This window comes from Polaromonas sp. P5_D5 (assembly GCF_054049435.1).
The window spans coordinates 801573-818116 of sequence record NZ_JBFUMJ010000001.1 but is presented as its reverse complement, the minus strand read 5'-3'; the positions used below and the strand labels follow the sequence as shown (position 1 = coordinate 818116).

Genomic DNA, 16544 nt, shown 5'->3' with positions numbered 1-16544 from the left:
GAAATGACTGCTTCCCGCAAGATTGCTTTATTTGACCTGGATCACACGCTGATCCCCATCGATTCCGACTACGAATGGGGCGAATTCACCATTGCGCTGGGCTGGTGCGACAGCACCGAGTTCAAGCGCCGCAACAATGAATTTTTTGAGCACTACCGCGCCGGCACGCTCGACATCCACGAATACGTGCGCTTTGCCACTGAAGCCATCCGCAAGCAGGGTGCTATCAATTCAGGAGCGGGTCACGCAAGTTTCATGCGGGACGTGGTGCAAAAAGCCATCACAAAACAGGCGCTGGCGCTGGTCGATGGCCACAGGGCCGCGGGCGATGAACTGGTCATCGTCACTGCCACCAACGAGTTCGTCACGCGGCCCATCGCCGACGCTTTCGGGGTGAAAGAGCTGATCGCGGTCGAGCTGGAGCGCGACGCCGACGGCTGGGTGACCGGCGAGATCAGCGGCACGCCCTCGGCGCGCGAAGGCAAGGTCACCCGCGTGGAACAATGGCTGGCGGCCCGAAACCTCGGCTGGAACGACGTGGAAACCACGTTTTACACCGACTCCATGAACGATATTGCCCTGCTGGAGAAGGCAACCCACCCCGTCGCCACCAACCCGGACGCCCGCCTGCGGGCCCTGGCGGCAGAGCGTGGATGGCGCATACTTGACCTGTTTATCTAGTTATCCATGATCAAAAAATTTATCGACAAGCTGTTTGGCAAATCAGACAGCACAGATCCCGGCGCCAAGCGGGTCAAAAAATCACCTTTCGGTCAGCGCCAGGATGTCACCGTCAAGGAACACGGCATTGATGTCTCGCTGGTGGACGACCGCGCCATGGACGTTGTGCGCACCCTCAAGGACGCCGGCTACGAGGCCTATATCGTCGGCGGTGCGGTGCGTGACCTGCTGGTCGGCCTGCGCCCCAAGGATTTTGACGTTGCCACAGACGCCACGCCCGAGCAGGTCAAGTCGCTGTTTCGCCGCGCCTTCATCATCGGGCGGCGCTTTCGCATCGTGCATGTCATCTACGGCCGCGGGCGTGAGCATGAAGTGATCGAGGTCTCGACCTTCCGCGCGCACCTTGACAGCAGCCTGGCCGAGCAGGTCGGCGGCAACGAGCGCACCAGCAAAAGCGAACTCGCCGGCATGAAGCATGCGGTCGATGCGTCGGGCCGAGTGCTGCGCGACAACGTCTGGGGCCCTATCGAGCAAGACGCCGCGCGCCGCGACTTCACCATCAACGCGATGTACTACGACCCCGAGACGCAGGTGGTGGTCGACTATCACAACGGCATCAAGGACGCGAAGAAGAAGATCATCCGCATGATCGGCAACCCGGCCGTGCGCTACCGCGAAGACCCGGTGCGCATCATCCGCGCCGTGCGTTTTGCCGCCAAGCTCAGCGCCTTGGGCTTCAAGTTTGAAGACAAAACCGTTGCCCCGCTACGCGAGATGAAAGGCTTACTGGCCGACGTGCCGCAGTCGCGCCTCTTCGACGAAATGCTCAAGCTGCTGCAGACTGGCCATGCGCTGGCCAGCATCGCGCAGCTCAAGTTCCTGGGCCTCGGCACCGGCATTTATCCGCTGCTTGATGTGGTGGTGGAAAACGCTGACGAACCTTTTCTGAAGCTCGCCTTGCAAGACACCGACCGACGCGTCGGCGAAGGCAAACCGGTGGCGCCCAGCTTTTTGCTGTCGTGCGTGCTGTGGTTTGATGTGCGTGAGGGCTGGGAACGGCGCAAAAAGCGCGGCGAGCACCTCATGCCCGCGCTGCAGGATGCGATTGACGATGCCTTCAACGCCAAGATCGGCGATGTCTCGGGCCGCGGCAAGCTGGGCACCGACATGCGCGAGATCTGGACCATGCAGCCGCGCTTTGAAAAACGCACGGGCAGCGCACCGTATTCGTTGCTCGACCAACCGCGCTTTCGCGCCGGCTTTGACTTTTTGCGCCTCCGCGCGCAGACCGGCGAGATCGAAATGGAGCTCGCCGAGTGGTGGGAGAAATTCAGCACCGCCTACGACGACGAGCGCCACGCCATGATTGAAGAGGCGCGCCAGGCGCAGCAGAACAAACCGCAGGCGCCTCGGGTTCGCGTCAAACGGCCTGAAGGCGAGGCCCAGGCTCCGCGCAGTGCCACCCCCCGCGATGCGGATGGCGACGCACCCGAAACCTTCGCAGAACAGGGTGATGCCGCAGCCCCGAAAAAACGCCGCCGCCGCCGCAAGCCGGCCAACCGCGGTGGGGCAGGCGGAGCTGAAGGCGCGGGTGGCGAGGCTTCTTCGTCGCCTTCATCGGACAGCACGCCCAACGCTTGAGGGCCGCATGGTTTGCGCCTACATTGCCCTTGGCGCCAACCTCGGCGATGCTGCGGCGGCACTGCGGTTGGCCGTTCAGGCGATAGGCCAGCTGCCGCTCACGCAGGTCCGCCAATCTTCCAGCCTCTATAAAACAGCGCCGCTGGATACCGACTCAGGAGCAGAAGCTTCAGCGCCCGGTGGTGATTACCTCAATGCCGTCGTCGAACTCGAAACCGGTTTGACCGCTCCCGACTTGCTGAGCCACTTGCAGCAGATCGAGCAAGAGGCCGGCCGCGAAAGGCCGTACCGCAACGCGCCCCGCACACTCGACTTGGACTTGTTGCTCTACGGCAGCGCACGCATCGAATCAGAACATCTCACGGTGCCACATCCGCGCATGATGCAGCGGGCTTTTGTGCTGGTGCCACTGGCGGAGATTGCGCCTGAATTGGTCAGTGCAGAGCAGTTGGCGACAGTGGCGCATCAGTCCATAACGCGGCTGGACCACCTAACTGACAGCACCTAGCCAGGTAGATGCTTTGACATTTACAGATACTGGAGATATTTGGCCCAAATCATTCCCATGTATCCAAGAATGGCGCCGAGCAGAGCGGTCAGCATTAACGCATCGCCAGACCAGTTCCAAAGGAGGGTTAGAGCTGCGCCTGAGGCAGCACCGATAAGAGTGCGCGCGAATGAATTCTCTTTGACCTTGCATGGGGACTCTGGGTCGAATGCAAGAATGCCGCCCACGAGAAACCCAAAACACCCGGAAGTTGCAACCCATAGGAGCAGGCCGCTGAAGGGGCCGCCGTGAAGAAAAGTCTGCAGGAGGGTATACAGAGCAAACACTCCAGCTCCGACGGCCGCGACAAGAAACCCCTTTGCGATCCACTTCATTTCAGCCTTAGGGCGCCAGCCGTTCGCGCAGCCAGGTCGCGTCATCCTGGAGCGTGTACCGCAGCCGGTCATGCAAGCGGCTCTTGCGGCCTTGCCAGAACTGCCAGTTGTCCGGCTTCAGCCGATAGCCGCCCCAGTGCGGCGGGCGCGGGGGCTGCAGCAAAAATTTGGCCCCGTATTTGGCGGCATTCGTCACCAGCACGCTGCGCCCTGAAATCACTTCGCTTTGTGGGCTGGCCCAGGCGCCTATGCGGGAGTCGAGGGGGCGGCTGCTGAAGTAGGCGTCGCTTTCTTCGGCGGAGACTTTTTCCACGACGCCTTCAATGCGAACCACGCGTTCAAGCTCTGTCCAGTGAAATTGCAATGCCGCATACGGGTTGCCGGCCAGTTCCTGGCCCTTGCGGCTGTCGTAGTTTGTAAACCAGGTGATGCCGTGCTCGTCGTAGCCCTTGATCAGCACGATGCGGGTAGAGGGGCGCAGGTTGCTGGCCACGGTGGCCAGTGTCATCGCGTTGGGCTCGGGCACTTCGGCGGCGATGGCTTCTTTCAGCCACTGGTCGAATTGCTGGAGCGGGTCTGCGGCTGATGCGTCTTCGTTGAGTTCGGCGCGTTCGTAGCTTTTGCGTAGGTCGGCAATGGAGAGGGTAGGCTGGCTCATGGCTCTGATTGTGCCCGCAGAGGCCATGTCCTTGCCTGCGGTAGACCTCGGTAGACCTCGGTAGAGGGCGGGCTTGATACCGAATTAATATTCGTTTATATTCACACCCTTCCATGAAACCCAAAGACGACGAAAAGCAGCGAGCGATCGCCGAGGCCACCTTCAACCTGGTGGCCCAGACCGGCCTGAGCGGCCTGACCATGGCCGACATTGCCCGCACGGCCGGCATCGCCACCAGCACGCTGTACGTCTATTACCCGTCCAAGGACGAGCTGATCAGCCAGCTCTATGAAGAAGCCAAAACCGCCACCATGCAGCGCCTGATGGATGGTGTCATACCCGGGACTCCATTGCGCAGCCGTGTGCGCCGACTCTGGGGCAACCTGCTGCGGCACCGGCTGGAGCGTTATGCCGAGGTCGTGTTCCAGGAGCAGTATTACAACTCTCCCTGGTTCACGCAGGGCAACCGCGAGTTGTCGACCCGACTGGCGGCGAGCTTCTTTGCATTGATCGAGGAGGGCCAGAAGCAGGAGATTTTCAAGCCTGTGCCCTTGCCGTTGTTAACGGCCACCCTGGTGGGCTCGGTGCGGGAAACTGCCAACCTGATACGCACCCAGGTGCTGCCCGACGACGAGGCGGTGCACCAGGCGGCTTTTACCCTGTGTTGGGACGCCATCAAGGCCTGAATCTTTGAAACGCCTCTGAAAGGCAATACCCCTCATTTCTGCATGCCCAAGTTTTTACGGATAAAACCCTGATTTAAGCGAATATAAATTCGACAAGTAGCCTCCCTTTTTTTCTCCCTTTTGATTTCCCACTAACAAAAACCGCAAGGAGTTCCACGATGCCCACCCTCAACATCAACGGCAAGGACGTATCCGTCAACGCCGACCAATCCACCCCTATTCTCTGGGCCCTGCGTGACACGCTGGGCATGACAGGTACGAAGTTCGGCTGCGGTGCGGCGCTGTGCGGCGCGTGTACCGTGCATCTCAACGGCGCGGCCATACGCTCGTGCATCACGCCGATTTCTGCCGCTGCCGGCCAGAAGATCACCACCATCGAAGCGGTTGCCACCGACCGCGTCGGCAAAGCCGTGCAGGACGCCTGGGTCAAACATGACGTGGCGCAGTGCGGCTATTGCCAGAGCGGCCAGGTGATGAGCGCCACCGCCTTGCTCAAGTCCAACGCCAAACCGAGCGATGCCGACATCGACGGCGCCATGGCCGGCAATATCTGCCGCTGCGGCACCTATGTGCGCATTCGCGCTGCCATCAAAGACGCCGCCCAGGCACTGGCTTAACTGGTTTAAAGAAGGAGAACACCATGTATTCCAACGCCACAGACACCTTCGACATCGCCGCTCAACTGCCAAAAGGCCTTCAAGCCCTTATGCATAAAGCGCAAGCAGCTACCAAAACCATAGCAGATGCTGAACTGCCTCGCCGCAGTTTCCTCAAGGTTGCAACCGCCGGTGGCTTTGCACTCGGCGCTTTTCCGATGCTGACGCAAGCGCAAACCATGGCCACAGCGGGTGCACCGGCGGCATCCAGCCTCAAGCCGACCCAGCAGCCCTCGGCCTTTGTGCGTATCGACAAGGACGGTACGGTGACCGTCACCATCAACCGGCTCGACTTCGGGCAGGGCGTTCAGACCGGCTTGCCGATGATCCTGGCGGAAGAGCTGGATGCTGACTGGGCTTTGGTCAAAAGCCAGCACGGCAATGCCGACCCGGCTTATGTGGATCCGGCTTTCGGCATGCACCTCACGGGCGGCTCGGGCTCGATCAAAAACTCCTACACGCAGTACCGCGAGCTGGGCGCGCGCACCCGCGCCATGCTGGTCTCGGCCGCCGCGCAGCAATGGGGGGTTGATGCAAGCAGCCTGCGCACGCAGCAAGGCGTGGTGATTGGCCCCGGCGGCAAGCGCCTGACGTACGGTGAGCTGGCCGAAGCGGCCATGAAGCTGCCGGTGCCGGAGGCCGTCACGCTCAAGGATCCGAAACAGTTCCGCATCATCGGCAAGCCCACGGGCCGGCTCGATGCCCGTGCCAAATCCACCGGCGGCCAAAGCTACGGCATCGACGTGCGCCTGCCCGGCATGCTGACAGCCGTGGTGGCGCATCCGCCGGTGTTTGCCGGCAAGCTCAAGTCGCTGGACGATACCGCGGCCAAAGCCGTTCCCGGCGTGAAGGCCGTGCTGCGCGTGCCGCTGGACCGCGGCGGCGAGGGCGTGGCGGTGGTGGCCGAGGGCTACTGGGCCGCCAAGCAGGGCCGCGACGCGCTCAAGGTCGAGTGGGACACCAGCGGCGTCGAGAAGGTCGACAGCGTGCAGCAACTGGCCAGCTACCGCGCGCTGGCGCAGAAAACCGGCGCACTCAAATACAAGGACGACATCAGCAAGCTGGCGTCAGCACCCAGGAAGATCAGCGCCGAGTTTGTCTTTCCTTACCTGGCTCACGCACCCATGGAGCCGCTCAATTGCACGGTGCAGCTGAGCGGGCAGGGCGCGGACGCGAAAGCCGAACTCTGGCTGGGCACGCAGATGCCGGGGCTGGACGCGCTGGCCGCCTCCAAGGCGCTGGGCGTGGCGCCGCAAAACGTCAAGATGAACGTGCAGATGGCCGGCGGCGGCTTTGGCCGGCGCGCGATTGCCACCAGTGATTACGTGGTGGAAGCCTGCAATGTCGCCAGGGCCGCACGTGGCGCCGGGCTGACGGCCGCGGTGCGCACACTGTGGAGCCGCGAGGACGACATCAAGGGTGGCTACTACCGTCCCATGCATGTGCACCGCGCCGAGATCGGCTTTAACGACAAGGGCGAGATCCTGGGTTGGGACCACGTCATCGTCGGCCAGTCCATCGTCGGCGGGACGCCGTTTGAAGGTTTTATGGTCAAGGATGGTGTGGACGGCACCATGGTTGAAGGCATGAAGGAGCCTTACGATATCCCGATGCGGCTGTCCGTACATCACCCCAAACTCAATGTGCCGGTGCTCTGGTGGCGCAGCGTGGGTTCTACCCACACGGCGTACGTCATGGAAACGTTGATTGACGAAGTCGCGCGCAGCAGCGGGCAAGACCCTGTGGCCTGGCGCATGAAGCAGTTTGGCAGCAAGCACCCGCGCCACGCGGCCGCGCTGCAGCTGGCGGTCGACAAATCCGGTTACGGCAAACGCACTTTGCCCGCCGGGCGCGCCTGGGGCGTGGCGGTGCATGAGTCGTTCAACACCGTGGTGGCTTATGTGGTCGAGGCATCCGTCAAGGACAACACGCCGGTGCTGCACGGCATCACTGCAGGCGTGCATTGCAACCTCGCCATCAACCCGACCAGCATTGAAGCGCAGGTACAGGGCGCGGCGCTGATGGGTTTGTCGATGTGCCTGCCGGGTGCGGCCATCACGCTCAAGGACGGTGTGGTCGAGCAAAGCAACTTCGGCGACTTTCCCGTGCCGCGTATCACCGACATGCCGACGGTTGCCGTCTTCATCGTGCCTAGCGCCGATGCGCCCACGGGTCTGGGCGAGCCCGGCCTGCCGCCGTTGGCCCCCGCCTTTGCCAATGCGATCGCCAAGCTCACAGGCAAGCCGGCGCCGCGCGAGCTGCCCTTCAAGCTGGCGTGATGGCAGGCGGCAAGCCCACGGTGCTGGTGCTGGCCTCAGGCCGGGGTGAGCGCTTTGCCGCGTCGGGTGGCGGCACGCACAAGCTGCAGGCGCTGCTGGCCGGCAAGCCGGTGCTGCAGCACACGCTGGACGCCGTGGCTGCCAGCGGCTTGCCCTGGCACCTGGAAGATGCCGGCCACCCTGGCATGGGCGACTGCATCGCGGCCGCCGTGCGGGCCACGCCCGAAGCTGCGGGCTGGTTGATTTTGCCGGGTGATTTGCCGATGGTGCAGGCCGCCACGCTGCAGGCAGTGGCCGACGCGCTGGCGCAGCACGCGGTGGTGGTGCCGGTGTTCAGGGGCACGCGCGGCCACCCGGTCGGGTTTTCGGCCGCGTGCCGCGATGCCTTGCTGGATTTAAAGGGAAATCAGGGTGCAGCGCCCGTAGTACGTGCGCAAGCAGCTATCAATTCTGTAGCATTCATGGGCGTGGCCGATGAAGGCACAGTCACCGACATCGACACGCTGGACGATTTGCGCCGGGCTGAGGAACGACTCTCCACGCGCTGATTGCGAAGTAAACGCCAGCCCGAGAGACGGCGAACCACCGTGGCGGGCTCATCCAAGCCGGGGCCGCGGAACCGGCTTTGCCGGGCCGCAGGCGCAGCGCCCCCTCGGGGGGCAGAGAGCTACGCGAAGCGAGCGAACGTGGGGGCTAGCTTCTAATCACCGCGCAAGCCAGCCTTGGCCCGGAATTGCCGGTGGGCTGGGTCTTGTAATCGTCGGGGTCGCGGTGAACGATCAAGCCCTTGCCCACAATATCGGTTGTGCCGCTGCCGACCGAAAGGGTCTTTGATTCAAAGCTGAATTTCGCGACGCCGCTGGCATCGGCTTTCAGGCTGGGCAGGTCGCCGGTGTGGTGGGCCATGTCGGCATGGCTACCATGCTGCTGGCCGGTGGGGTTGAAGTGCCCGCCTGCGCTCATGCCGTCACCGCTGGAGCAGTCACCTTTTTCATGCACATGAAAGCCGTGCTCGGCATTGGGCTTGAGGCCGCGTATCTCGCCTGAGACCAGCACCTTGTCGCCGCTCTGCACGAAGCTGACGGTGCCGGAGGCGGTATTGCCGGTGGTGCTTTGCAGCTGGGCCACGGCGCGCGGGCCGCTCATGGATGAGGCGCAGGCGGCCAGTACAAAGGCGGCGACAAGGGCGGTGGCGAGTGGTGCCAGGTGGTATTTCATGATGCAGGTCTCCTGATGGTTGATTCAGTGGCTGACTGTAGGGCGCCTTGTCCCTGCTGACAAGGCCGGGGCCTCCGCTGTCTGGGCCTATTTGGCCAGCTCCAGCAGCTTCCCCAGCGCGTGGTCGTGAATTCCCAGGGTTTTAAGTTTGTCGTAGGTGAGTTGCGCATATTCGCGCGTGGTGCCGTAGCGCCCGCACGAGTCCGAAAAGATCTGCCGGTAAACGTCTTCGCTGAGCACGCCCGTATGGTTGGGGCTGCGCTTGGACAAGGTGAAGGCCAGCGCCCGCACATTGCCCTCTGCAGTCTGGCAGCGCAGCCACTTGGGGTCGTACACGCCATTGGGCATTTCGCGTTCCCACAGCGCGGGCAGGGCGCCGGCAACCTGCGCCTGCGGTATCCGAAACACCATCCCCTTGCAGCTGCCGCCATGCAGCAGGCCGAACACCAGGCCCGGGCATTCCGGCGTGCCGCGGTTCAGGCGGCTCCACATCTTCAGGGCGCGGTGGTAGCCGTGGATGGTCGCAAAACGCTCCTCGGCATGTTCAAACTCCGGGCGCCAGATGAGCGAGGCATAGGCGAAGATCCAGAGATCGCTTTGGCCGCCCCATTCGCGGATGACGGTCTCAAGCATGTGGTCCGGGTTGCGGGAAACGCTGATGCCGGGGCTGGCGGCTTGTTGGGCTGAATTTTCCACAGCCGCACTTTACAATGCGCTGAGTTTTTGTGACGGATTTAGTGACGGGAGTGGGCAATGTTTTCTCAGGACGATGAGGGCCAGCAAGGCTTGGTGTTGGCGGTCGTTCTCGGCCTCGTGGCTTTCGTGATCGCGCTGGTGGTGGGGCTTTGCATGCATCGGCTCGGCCGGGCGCCTTCCGCCGCTGTTGCCCCTGCCCAAATATCCCTGCCCGTGCCAGAGGTGGCGCCGACGCCTGCCGAGCCAGCCAGCACCGTGGACCATGCCGCGAACATTGCCGGCCGGGCTTCGCAGGCTGCAGCCGACGCCGCCAGCGTGAAGGTGGAGCAAGGCGCGGTGCGGTTTTATTTTGCCTCGGGCGATGCAGACCTTGCGGACGGTGCGGGTGCTGCCCTGGGTGAAGTGGTCAAGGCCGCCAAGGCTGGCCGCACGCTGGTGATCACCGGTTTTCACGATGCCACAGGGGACGCCCAGAAAAATGCAGCGCTTGCCCGGCAGCGGGCCCTTGCCGTGCGCGAGGCACTGAAGCAGGCCGGTGTTTCCGATCGCCAGATTGTGCTGAAAAAACCCGAGCAGCTTGTAGGCGGCGGCAGCGACGCCGAAGCGCGGCGTGTGGAAATTACCCTCCAGTAAAGCCGCACTCACGGGTTGTTTCAGAACTTTGCAGAGCAGCTTTTGGGCTGCGTTTCGTAACCACGTAGTAACCATGTGGCGGTAAACAGGCCGGTAACCCGTTACCATAGAGTCAGTAATAAAGTTACATACCCAGTGACTTGACCATGACCGGAGTTACAACATGGCCCTTCACCCCGCAGTTTTAAAAATCACCGCCCGCATCGCAGAGCGCAGCCTTCCCACGCGCAGCGCCTACCTTGCACACCTGCGCGCTGCCGCCACCCGCGAACCCGGCCTGGACCGTATGGGTTGCGCCAATGTGGCGCATGCCTTTGCCGGCATGCCGCTGGACGACCGCTTCAAGGTGGTGGCCGAGCGCAAGCCCAACATTGGCATCGTCACTGCCTACAACGACATGTTGTCGGCGCATACCCCGCTGCAGGCCTACCCGGCCTTCATCAAGGACGAAGCCCGCAAGCTGGGCGCTACGGCGCAGGTGGCCGGTGGCGTGCCCGCGATGTGCGACGGCGTGACGCAAGGCACCAGCGGCATGGAGCTCAGCCTTTTCAGCCGCGACGTGATTGCCATGAGTACGGCCGTTGCGCTGTCGCACGACATGTTCGACGCGGCGCTGATGCTGGGTGTATGCGACAAGATCGTGCCGGGCCTCTTGATAGGCGCGCTGCAGTTCGGGCATCTGCCTACGGTGTTTGTGCCGGCCGGGCCCATGACATCGGGCATTCCCAACAAGGAAAAAGCCCACGTGCGTGAGCAGGCCGCGCAAGGCCTGGTCGGCCGTGACGCCCTGCTTGATTCCGAGTTCAAGTCCTATCACAGCCCCGGCACCTGCACCTTCTACGGCACCGCCAACAGCAACCAGCTGCTGCTTGAAGCCATGGGCCTGCACGTGCCGGGCACTGCGTTTGTGAACCCCGGCAACGCACTGCGTGAGGAGCTCACGCGCGAGGCGGCACGCACCGTGCTGGGCATCGTCAAGGCGAAGCGCTTTGCGCCCATCGGCCAGATCGTCGATGAAAAAGCCATCGTCAATGCCATGGTCGCGCTGCTCGCCACTGGCGGCTCCACCAATCACCTGATCCATTGGGTAGCCGTCGCGCATTCGGCCGGCATTGTGATCGACTGGAATGATTTTTCCGACCTCTCCGATGTGGTGCCGACGCTGGCCCACGTCTACCCCAACGGCAGCGCCGACGTGAACCAGTTCCAGGCCGCAGGCGGCCCCGGCTTCATCATTCGCGAATTGCTGGACGCGGGCTTCATGCATGAAGACGTGCTCACGGTGCGTGAAGGCGGCATCCGCGAATACACACGCGAACCGGCGCTGGCCGGCGCGGCGCTTGCCTGGCACGACGTGGGCGCTTCCAAAGACGAAACCATCGTGCGCACACCTGCCAAACCATTCAGCGCCACGGGCGGCCTCAAGCTGTTGCAAGGCAACCTGGGCCGCAGCGTGATCAAGGTGTCGGCTGTGCCTGACGACCGGCATGTGATTGAAGCGCCTGCGCGGGTGTTTGATTCGCAGGAAGCCTTGCACATCGCGTTCAGCGCCGGAGAACTCAACCGCGACGTGGTGTGTGTGGTGCGCTGGCAAGGCCCACAAGCCAACGGCATGCCCGAGCTGCACAAACTGACGCCGCCGCTGGCCGTGCTGCAGGGCAAGGGATTCAAGGTCGCGCTGATCACCGACGGCCGCATGAGCGGCGCTTCGGGCAAGGTGCCGGCCGCCATCCATGTGTCGCCCGAGGCCGCTGCCGGCGGCCCGCTGGCCAAGGTGCGCGACGGTGATGTAATTCGTGTGGACGCCATCACCGGCGAATTGAAGGTACTGGTGAACGATGCAGAATGGACCGCCAGGCCGGTCGACACCATGCCTGCCGATTTGCGCGCGGCCAACGGCATCGGCATGGGACGAGAGTTGTTTGCCGGTATGCGCCGTCACGCGCTGACGGCTGAAGAAGGAGCTTTATCGTGGATATAAACCTGAACGTCAGCGGAAAACTGACCCCCCTGCAGATCATGCAGGATGCCCCAGTGATACCCGTGATTGTGCTGACCGACGTGAGCCAGGCGGTGCCGCTGGCACGTGCGCTGGTGGCGGGCGGCATCCGCATGCTCGAAGTCACCCTGCGCACGCCGCAAGCGCTGGCCTGCATTGAGGCCATTGCGCGCGATGTGCCCGAAGCCGTGGTGGGGGCGGGCACTGTGCGTAGTGCCGCCGACGCCCAGGCCTGCGCCATGGCCGGTGCACGCTTTGCGGTAAGCCCCGGTTACACCCATGCGATGGGGCAGGCCTGCAGGGATGCGGGCCTGCCGCTGCTGCCAGGGGTGGCCACCGGCAGCGAGATCATGATGGCGCAGGAAGACGGCCTGACAGAACTCAAATTTTTCCCGGCCATGCAGGCGGGCGGCCCGGCCATGCTGAAGGCCTGGAACGGCCCCTTTGGCGATGTGCGGTTTTGCCCGACGGGCGGCGTCACGGTGGCCAATGCGCCTGAGTTTCTGGCGCTGCCCAATGTGGTGTGTGTAGGCGGGTCCTGGTTGACCCCTGCGGACACGCTGGCTCGCGGCAACTGGTCACACGTCACTGCACTGGCTTTTCAGGCCTGCCAGCTGGCACGCAATGCTGCCTGAGCCTGGCAGCCTGCCCGCTATTTATGAGGAAAATAGCGCTCCCAGCCTTTCTGGATGAGCGCAAGCAGCTATTAAAAGAATAGCAGTGAAGCGCAATGAACTAACGCAGGCCAGCGCCCGCAGCACTTTCATCACGCTGGATCAGCTCAATCTTGTAGCCGTCCGGGTCCGTCACAAAGGCAATCACCGTGGTGCCGCCCTTGACCGGGCCGGCCTCGCGCGTGACGTTGCCGCCCGCCGTCTTGATCTTCTCGCAGGCCGCATAGGCGTCTGGCACGCCCAGCGCGATATGGCCAAAAGCCGTGCCCATGTCGTAGCTTTCGGTGCCCCAGTTGTAGGTCAGCTCGATTTCGGCCTGCGCCGGGTTGCCTTCATAGCCGACAAAGGCCAGGCTGTATTTGTACTCGGGATTTTCCGAGGTGCGCAGCAGCTTCATGCCAAGAACCTGCGTGTAGAAGTCGATGGAGCGTTGGAGACTGCCAACGCGCAGCATGGTGTGTAGGAGTCGCATGGTGATGAAGGTGGGAAGTGGCCGGACTGCCCATTGTCGCCAATCTTCGCTTCCTGTGCAGGCCGCTTGCGTAGGGATGCAAAGGCGATGGCGATGCATGCCGCGCAATGACCGATGAGGGACTTCGCGGGGTTGAATTTTCCCCGGGCTACTCTGTTGCCGCCAAAGCCTCCAGCATTTTTCCTTGCAGCAACTTCATGTCGCCATTTTTCAGGATGTAGCCATTCATGCCGGCGTTCAAGGCTGTCCTGACATCAAGCTCATCGGAGTTCCCGGAAAGTGCGAGGATAAAAATACCCTGATGCTCCCAATCACGCGAGCGAATCGCCTGGGTCGTCTGCACGCCGTTCAACCCGGGCATGTTCATGTCCATCAAGATCAAATCGACGCTTGGGGTGCTGTCCAGGTGGGCCAGTACCTGGCGTCCCCCTTCGGCCTCCAGCACTGTCAAGCCCCAGCTTTTCAAGCGCTCCCCCACCATGATGCGGTTAAGTTCGTCGTCTTCGGCCAATATGACGGTTCTGCCCTCCAGCACATTGCCGGGGATGATGGGGCGGGCTGCCTGTCGAGGCGTTTCCGCAGCAGCGAGGGCCTTGCCCGTCCCGGTTTGCGGTATTGGGGGGAAGGTCAGCGTGAACTGCGTAAATTCACCGACCACGGAATCACAATGAATATCACCGCCAAAACTTTGCATGGTGCGTTTGCAATACGACAGCCCAAGGCCCGTCCCCTCGGCCTTTCCTGAGGTCATGAAGGACTCGAACAGGTGCGCCAACACCTCCTTGTCGATGCCCGGGCCCGTGTCTCTGACGGTCACCTTGTGATCGTCTACCGTCAGTACGATCGTTGCGCCGGACTTTTGGTCGAGGTAATAGAGCGCGTTCTTGATCAGGTTGAAGAGCACAAAAACATAGGGGGTTTCGTCTCCGTAAAAGGTGAAGTCCTTCACGACACGCACTGTGACACTGTCACGTAAGTTGCCACCATCACCGCGCAGGTGTCGATCGGAAAAACTGTATTCGTCCACCGCCTTCTGAGTTATTTTTGCGGCGGATAAATACTCAAATTTGCTTCGGTCCACCGCGCTGGACTTGAAGGATCCCAGGATCAGGTCAATCACCTGGTTACCCCTGTGTACAGCGATCTCCCCCATGTTGACAAACTGGCGCATGCGGGATGTGTGTTCGGCGGGGACCGCGATGCCGTTCGCGGGCAGCATTTCCCCGATACTCTCCAGGCTCATCTTGGCCTGTGCGAGCGGGTTGCGCATTTCATGGGCGATCGAGCCGGCAAGGGAGTTTGCGATGCGCAATTTTTCGGCATCTATCTGCTTTTCCGAAAGCTTGAATGCGGCGCCGCCGATAAGAATCAGCAGGTAGGCCGGAAGCTGGGCCACCATGTCCATGGGTATTGAGGGGTTGGGCGTGATGGCGACGTACAGCAACGCCGCGCTGCCGCAACCGATCACCAACATGGCAATCGTGTTGCGCCAGTCGGCGATCATGACAAGAAAACTGAGCGCGATAAAACAGTTGGAGATCGCGGGGATACCTCCGTGCCGCTTCAGCGAAAGAAATACATTGAAAAACGGCAGGCAATAGATCAATGCCCAATAGGAGTAGGAAAAGTAGTATTTTTTAAGTTTCTGTGGCCAGTGATTTTTCATGGCCAGCACGGTAAAGAGAATTACGACCAGCACCCGCATTCCCAGGTCATCGTAGGGGCGAGGATTGGGTTTCGTGAACCGTATCAGGTAAAACACCACATAGGTCAGGGCGCCTACGATGCCAATGTATTTGAGCAAGGGCCTGCCATGTGCGTGGTAAGCCTCATAGTGGCCAAAGAGTCTTTTTAACCAGCCCATATATATTTCAATTCTGTTGGCGCGGGAAAACCATCAACAGCAGCCTCTTCCGGTCTCTGGTGGAGGATGCTGCTGCAATATGAAATATTCCCGTGCATGACTTACTGACAGTCAGACGATTTGAGAATGTCCGGTACCTGTCCATGTATCAGGGTAAACGATTCGTCCGCCCCATCCACCCGTATATTGTTTGCGATGGGGGAAAACCCGAAACGCCTGTACAAGCGGCTCAGCACCGGCGTGCAGGAGGCAAAGAGGTCTTGCCCATCGGTATGCCGCGCAAGATACGAAACACCCAAAAATATGCATCGCTTCACAAGATCGGGGCCGCTTCTGTAATCGGGATTGAGCACAAGGCGCCCGATTTCCCAGCTGTTTCGGCAGGTCTCTGGCTCAATCAATTGTTTTTCCGCCAACAGCTTTTCAAGTGAGGTCAGCCCCCTGTGCATGGGAACCAGCCTCAAGGTGCCAATCACCACGCGTTGGAACTCAAATGCAAACACAAAGCCCAATTCGTCTCTTTTTTTTCTTGTTCAAAAAACCGCGCGTCACGGCATCCGGACGGCAGGTTGATGTGGCCGCGCAGGCTCTGGACTTTTTCCATCTTTAACGGAGTATCCAGATGGCAGAGCGTGATTTCCTCGACGAAGTTTCCCCGGGGAGGGGCCGAAATGAAGGGTGTTCCGCCGGTGAGGAAAATGGCGTCTGGAGCATCCATCGGCTGGCGCAGAACCTGGAAGGGGGTTGGCGCATGGTCGTTCAGGGAGGTAATCATTGCGTTGTATTTCCAGGTTGAGTGCTTGTCTTTGCCAAATGCTCTCATTCTTCTTTTGATGTTCGCGCAGTCTATGCGCCGTGCAAGGCTGAATCAAGCCTTACCCTGTCAGATATAACAGGGGCTTCCCCGCATATTCCGCTTGAATAGCGGGTCGAATCGAAAAAAGAACATAAATTGTCCGCATGCGGACAGTCGGCCGGGATCTTTGGTCCTGGTGCGAGCCCTTCTTTAAGGATATCTTTCGGTCAGGTCATCGAACCGGCTTTTTGGAGGGCCATGCCGGCCAAGTGGCGTAGTTGCGTGGGGGCTAGGGCCGCCGTCTTTCGAGCCACTCGAAGATCGCCATGCCGGCCAGCATGGCAAGCACAAACACGGTGGCCTTGGGTTCGCCCATGCCAAGGGCCACCAGGCCCGGGCCGGGGCAAAAACCGGCAAGCCCCCATCCCATCCCGAAGAGGGCGCTACCGGCCAGCAGCCTGCGATCCACAGGGCCCGCGGCCGGCAGTTTCATATCCGCGCCCAACAGGGAGCGGCTCCTTTTTTTAGCCAGCAGGAAAGCGAAGAGGCCCACGGCAATGGCGCCGGCCATGACAAAGGCCAGCGACGGGTCCCAGGGGCCGGCCAGATCCAGGAAGCCGAGGACCTTGGCGGGATTGGCCATGCCCGAGACGATCAGGCCCAGGCCGAACACCAGGCCCGCCAGCAGGGAGGACAGCAGCAGCATGGT

Annotated in this window: 19 protein-coding genes; 10 read left to right on the top strand and 9 right to left on the bottom strand. The window is 61.6% G+C overall.

The window, feature by feature from the left end; translation table 11 throughout:
* Window positions 1-3 precede the first annotated feature (3 nt).
* From ACXJKE_RS04150 to folK, 3 genes are read left to right on the top strand one after another with little or no spacing between them, the layout of a single operon-like run.
* Complete coding sequence (locus ACXJKE_RS04150) at window positions 4-681, top strand: HAD family hydrolase (protein WP_457279295.1); 678 nt, start codon at window positions 4-6, stop codon at window positions 679-681.
* A 6-nt stretch (window positions 682-687) separates the two neighbouring features.
* Window positions 688-2322, top strand: a complete 1635-nt coding sequence (gene pcnB, locus ACXJKE_RS04145) for a polynucleotide adenylyltransferase PcnB (RefSeq protein ID WP_457279294.1) — start codon at window positions 688-690, stop codon at window positions 2320-2322.
* A gap of 7 nt (window positions 2323-2329) precedes the next feature.
* Entirely contained in the window at window positions 2330-2830 is a 501-nt protein-coding gene (gene folK, locus ACXJKE_RS04140) for a 2-amino-4-hydroxy-6-hydroxymethyldihydropteridine diphosphokinase (protein WP_457279293.1), read from the top strand.
* A gap of 20 nt (window positions 2831-2850) precedes the next feature.
* On the opposite strand, the gene ACXJKE_RS04135 is transcribed toward folK, so the two are convergent.
* Together ACXJKE_RS04135 and pdxH are read right to left on the bottom strand one after the other, a co-directional pair.
* Complete coding sequence (locus tag ACXJKE_RS04135; RefSeq protein WP_457279292.1) at window positions 2851-3204, bottom strand: hypothetical protein; 354 nt, start codon at window positions 3202-3204, stop codon at window positions 2851-2853.
* A 7-nt stretch (window positions 3205-3211) separates the two neighbouring features.
* A complete protein-coding gene (pdxH, locus tag ACXJKE_RS04130; protein WP_457279291.1) occupies window positions 3212-3862 on the bottom strand; it encodes a pyridoxamine 5'-phosphate oxidase in 651 nt (216 codons plus the stop codon).
* 113 nt (window positions 3863-3975) lie between these two features.
* Between pdxH and ACXJKE_RS04125 the strand changes: the two genes are divergently transcribed.
* The 4 genes from ACXJKE_RS04125 to ACXJKE_RS04110 all read left to right on the top strand — a co-directional run bounded on the left by ACXJKE_RS04125 (window position 3976) and on the right by ACXJKE_RS04110 (window position 8031).
* The gene (locus tag ACXJKE_RS04125; protein WP_457279290.1) at window positions 3976-4548 is read left to right on the top strand and encodes a TetR/AcrR family transcriptional regulator; all 573 of its coding nucleotides are present in this window, start codon (window positions 3976-3978) and stop codon (window positions 4546-4548) included.
* A gap of 158 nt (window positions 4549-4706) precedes the next feature.
* Window positions 4707-5165, top strand: a complete 459-nt coding sequence (locus ACXJKE_RS04120; RefSeq protein ID WP_457279289.1) for a (2Fe-2S)-binding protein — start codon at window positions 4707-4709, stop codon at window positions 5163-5165.
* 23 nt (window positions 5166-5188) lie between these two features.
* A complete protein-coding gene (locus ACXJKE_RS04115; RefSeq protein ID WP_457279288.1) occupies window positions 5189-7483 on the top strand; it encodes a molybdopterin cofactor-binding domain-containing protein in 2295 nt (764 codons plus the stop codon).
* A complete protein-coding gene (locus ACXJKE_RS04110) occupies window positions 7483-8031 on the top strand; it encodes a nucleotidyltransferase family protein (protein ID WP_457279287.1) in 549 nt (182 codons plus the stop codon). The genes ACXJKE_RS04115 and ACXJKE_RS04110 overlap by 1 nt, the downstream gene beginning before the upstream one ends.
* Before the next feature lie 145 nt (window positions 8032-8176).
* Here the strand turns inward: ACXJKE_RS04110 and ACXJKE_RS04105 are convergent, their stop codons facing one another.
* Both ACXJKE_RS04105 and ACXJKE_RS04100 read right to left on the bottom strand, forming a co-directional pair.
* Window positions 8177-8701 (bottom strand): superoxide dismutase family protein, encoded by a 525-nt coding sequence (locus ACXJKE_RS04105; protein WP_457279286.1) that lies wholly within the window; start codon window positions 8699-8701, stop codon window positions 8177-8179.
* An 87-nt stretch (window positions 8702-8788) separates the two neighbouring features.
* Complete coding sequence (locus ACXJKE_RS04100) at window positions 8789-9334, bottom strand: gamma-glutamylcyclotransferase (RefSeq protein ID WP_457279794.1); 546 nt, start codon at window positions 9332-9334, stop codon at window positions 8789-8791.
* A gap of 120 nt (window positions 9335-9454) precedes the next feature.
* On the opposite strand from ACXJKE_RS04100, the gene ACXJKE_RS04095 reads away from it, so the two are divergent.
* The 3 genes from ACXJKE_RS04095 to eda all read left to right on the top strand — a co-directional run bounded on the left by ACXJKE_RS04095 (window position 9455) and on the right by eda (window position 12664).
* Window positions 9455-10030, top strand: coding sequence for an OmpA family protein (locus tag ACXJKE_RS04095; RefSeq protein WP_457279285.1), 576 nt, complete (start codon window positions 9455-9457; stop codon window positions 10028-10030).
* A 163-nt stretch (window positions 10031-10193) separates the two neighbouring features.
* Window positions 10194-12011 (top strand): phosphogluconate dehydratase, encoded by a 1818-nt coding sequence (gene edd / locus ACXJKE_RS04090; protein ID WP_457279284.1) that lies wholly within the window; start codon window positions 10194-10196, stop codon window positions 12009-12011.
* A 38-nt stretch (window positions 12012-12049) separates the two neighbouring features.
* A complete protein-coding gene (gene eda, locus ACXJKE_RS04085; RefSeq protein ID WP_457279793.1) occupies window positions 12050-12664 on the top strand; it encodes a bifunctional 4-hydroxy-2-oxoglutarate aldolase/2-dehydro-3-deoxy-phosphogluconate aldolase in 615 nt (204 codons plus the stop codon).
* A gap of 100 nt (window positions 12665-12764) precedes the next feature.
* Here the strand turns inward: eda and gloA are convergent, their stop codons facing one another.
* The 5 genes from gloA to ACXJKE_RS04060 form a co-directional block, all read right to left on the bottom strand.
* Window positions 12765-13175, bottom strand: coding sequence for a lactoylglutathione lyase (gene gloA / locus ACXJKE_RS04080; RefSeq protein WP_457279283.1), 411 nt, complete (start codon window positions 13173-13175; stop codon window positions 12765-12767).
* A 148-nt stretch (window positions 13176-13323) separates the two neighbouring features.
* Window positions 13324-14979 carry an ATP-binding response regulator gene (locus tag ACXJKE_RS04075; protein WP_457279282.1) on the bottom strand — a complete coding sequence of 552 codons (1656 nt, stop codon included), beginning with the start codon at window positions 14977-14979 and terminating at the stop codon, window positions 13324-13326.
* Between the two features lie 161 nt (window positions 14980-15140).
* Window positions 15141-15488 (bottom strand): N-acyl amino acid synthase FeeM domain-containing protein, encoded by a 348-nt coding sequence (locus ACXJKE_RS04070; RefSeq protein WP_457279792.1) that lies wholly within the window; start codon window positions 15486-15488, stop codon window positions 15141-15143.
* 23 nt (window positions 15489-15511) lie between these two features.
* Entirely contained in the window at window positions 15512-15814 is a 303-nt protein-coding gene (locus ACXJKE_RS04065; protein ID WP_457279281.1) for a hypothetical protein, read from the bottom strand.
* Window positions 15815-16124: 310 nt separating this feature from the next.
* Window positions 16125-16541, bottom strand: a complete 417-nt coding sequence (locus tag ACXJKE_RS04060) for a DUF6691 family protein (RefSeq protein WP_457279280.1) — start codon at window positions 16539-16541, stop codon at window positions 16125-16127.
* Window positions 16542-16544: the final 3 nt, after the last annotated feature.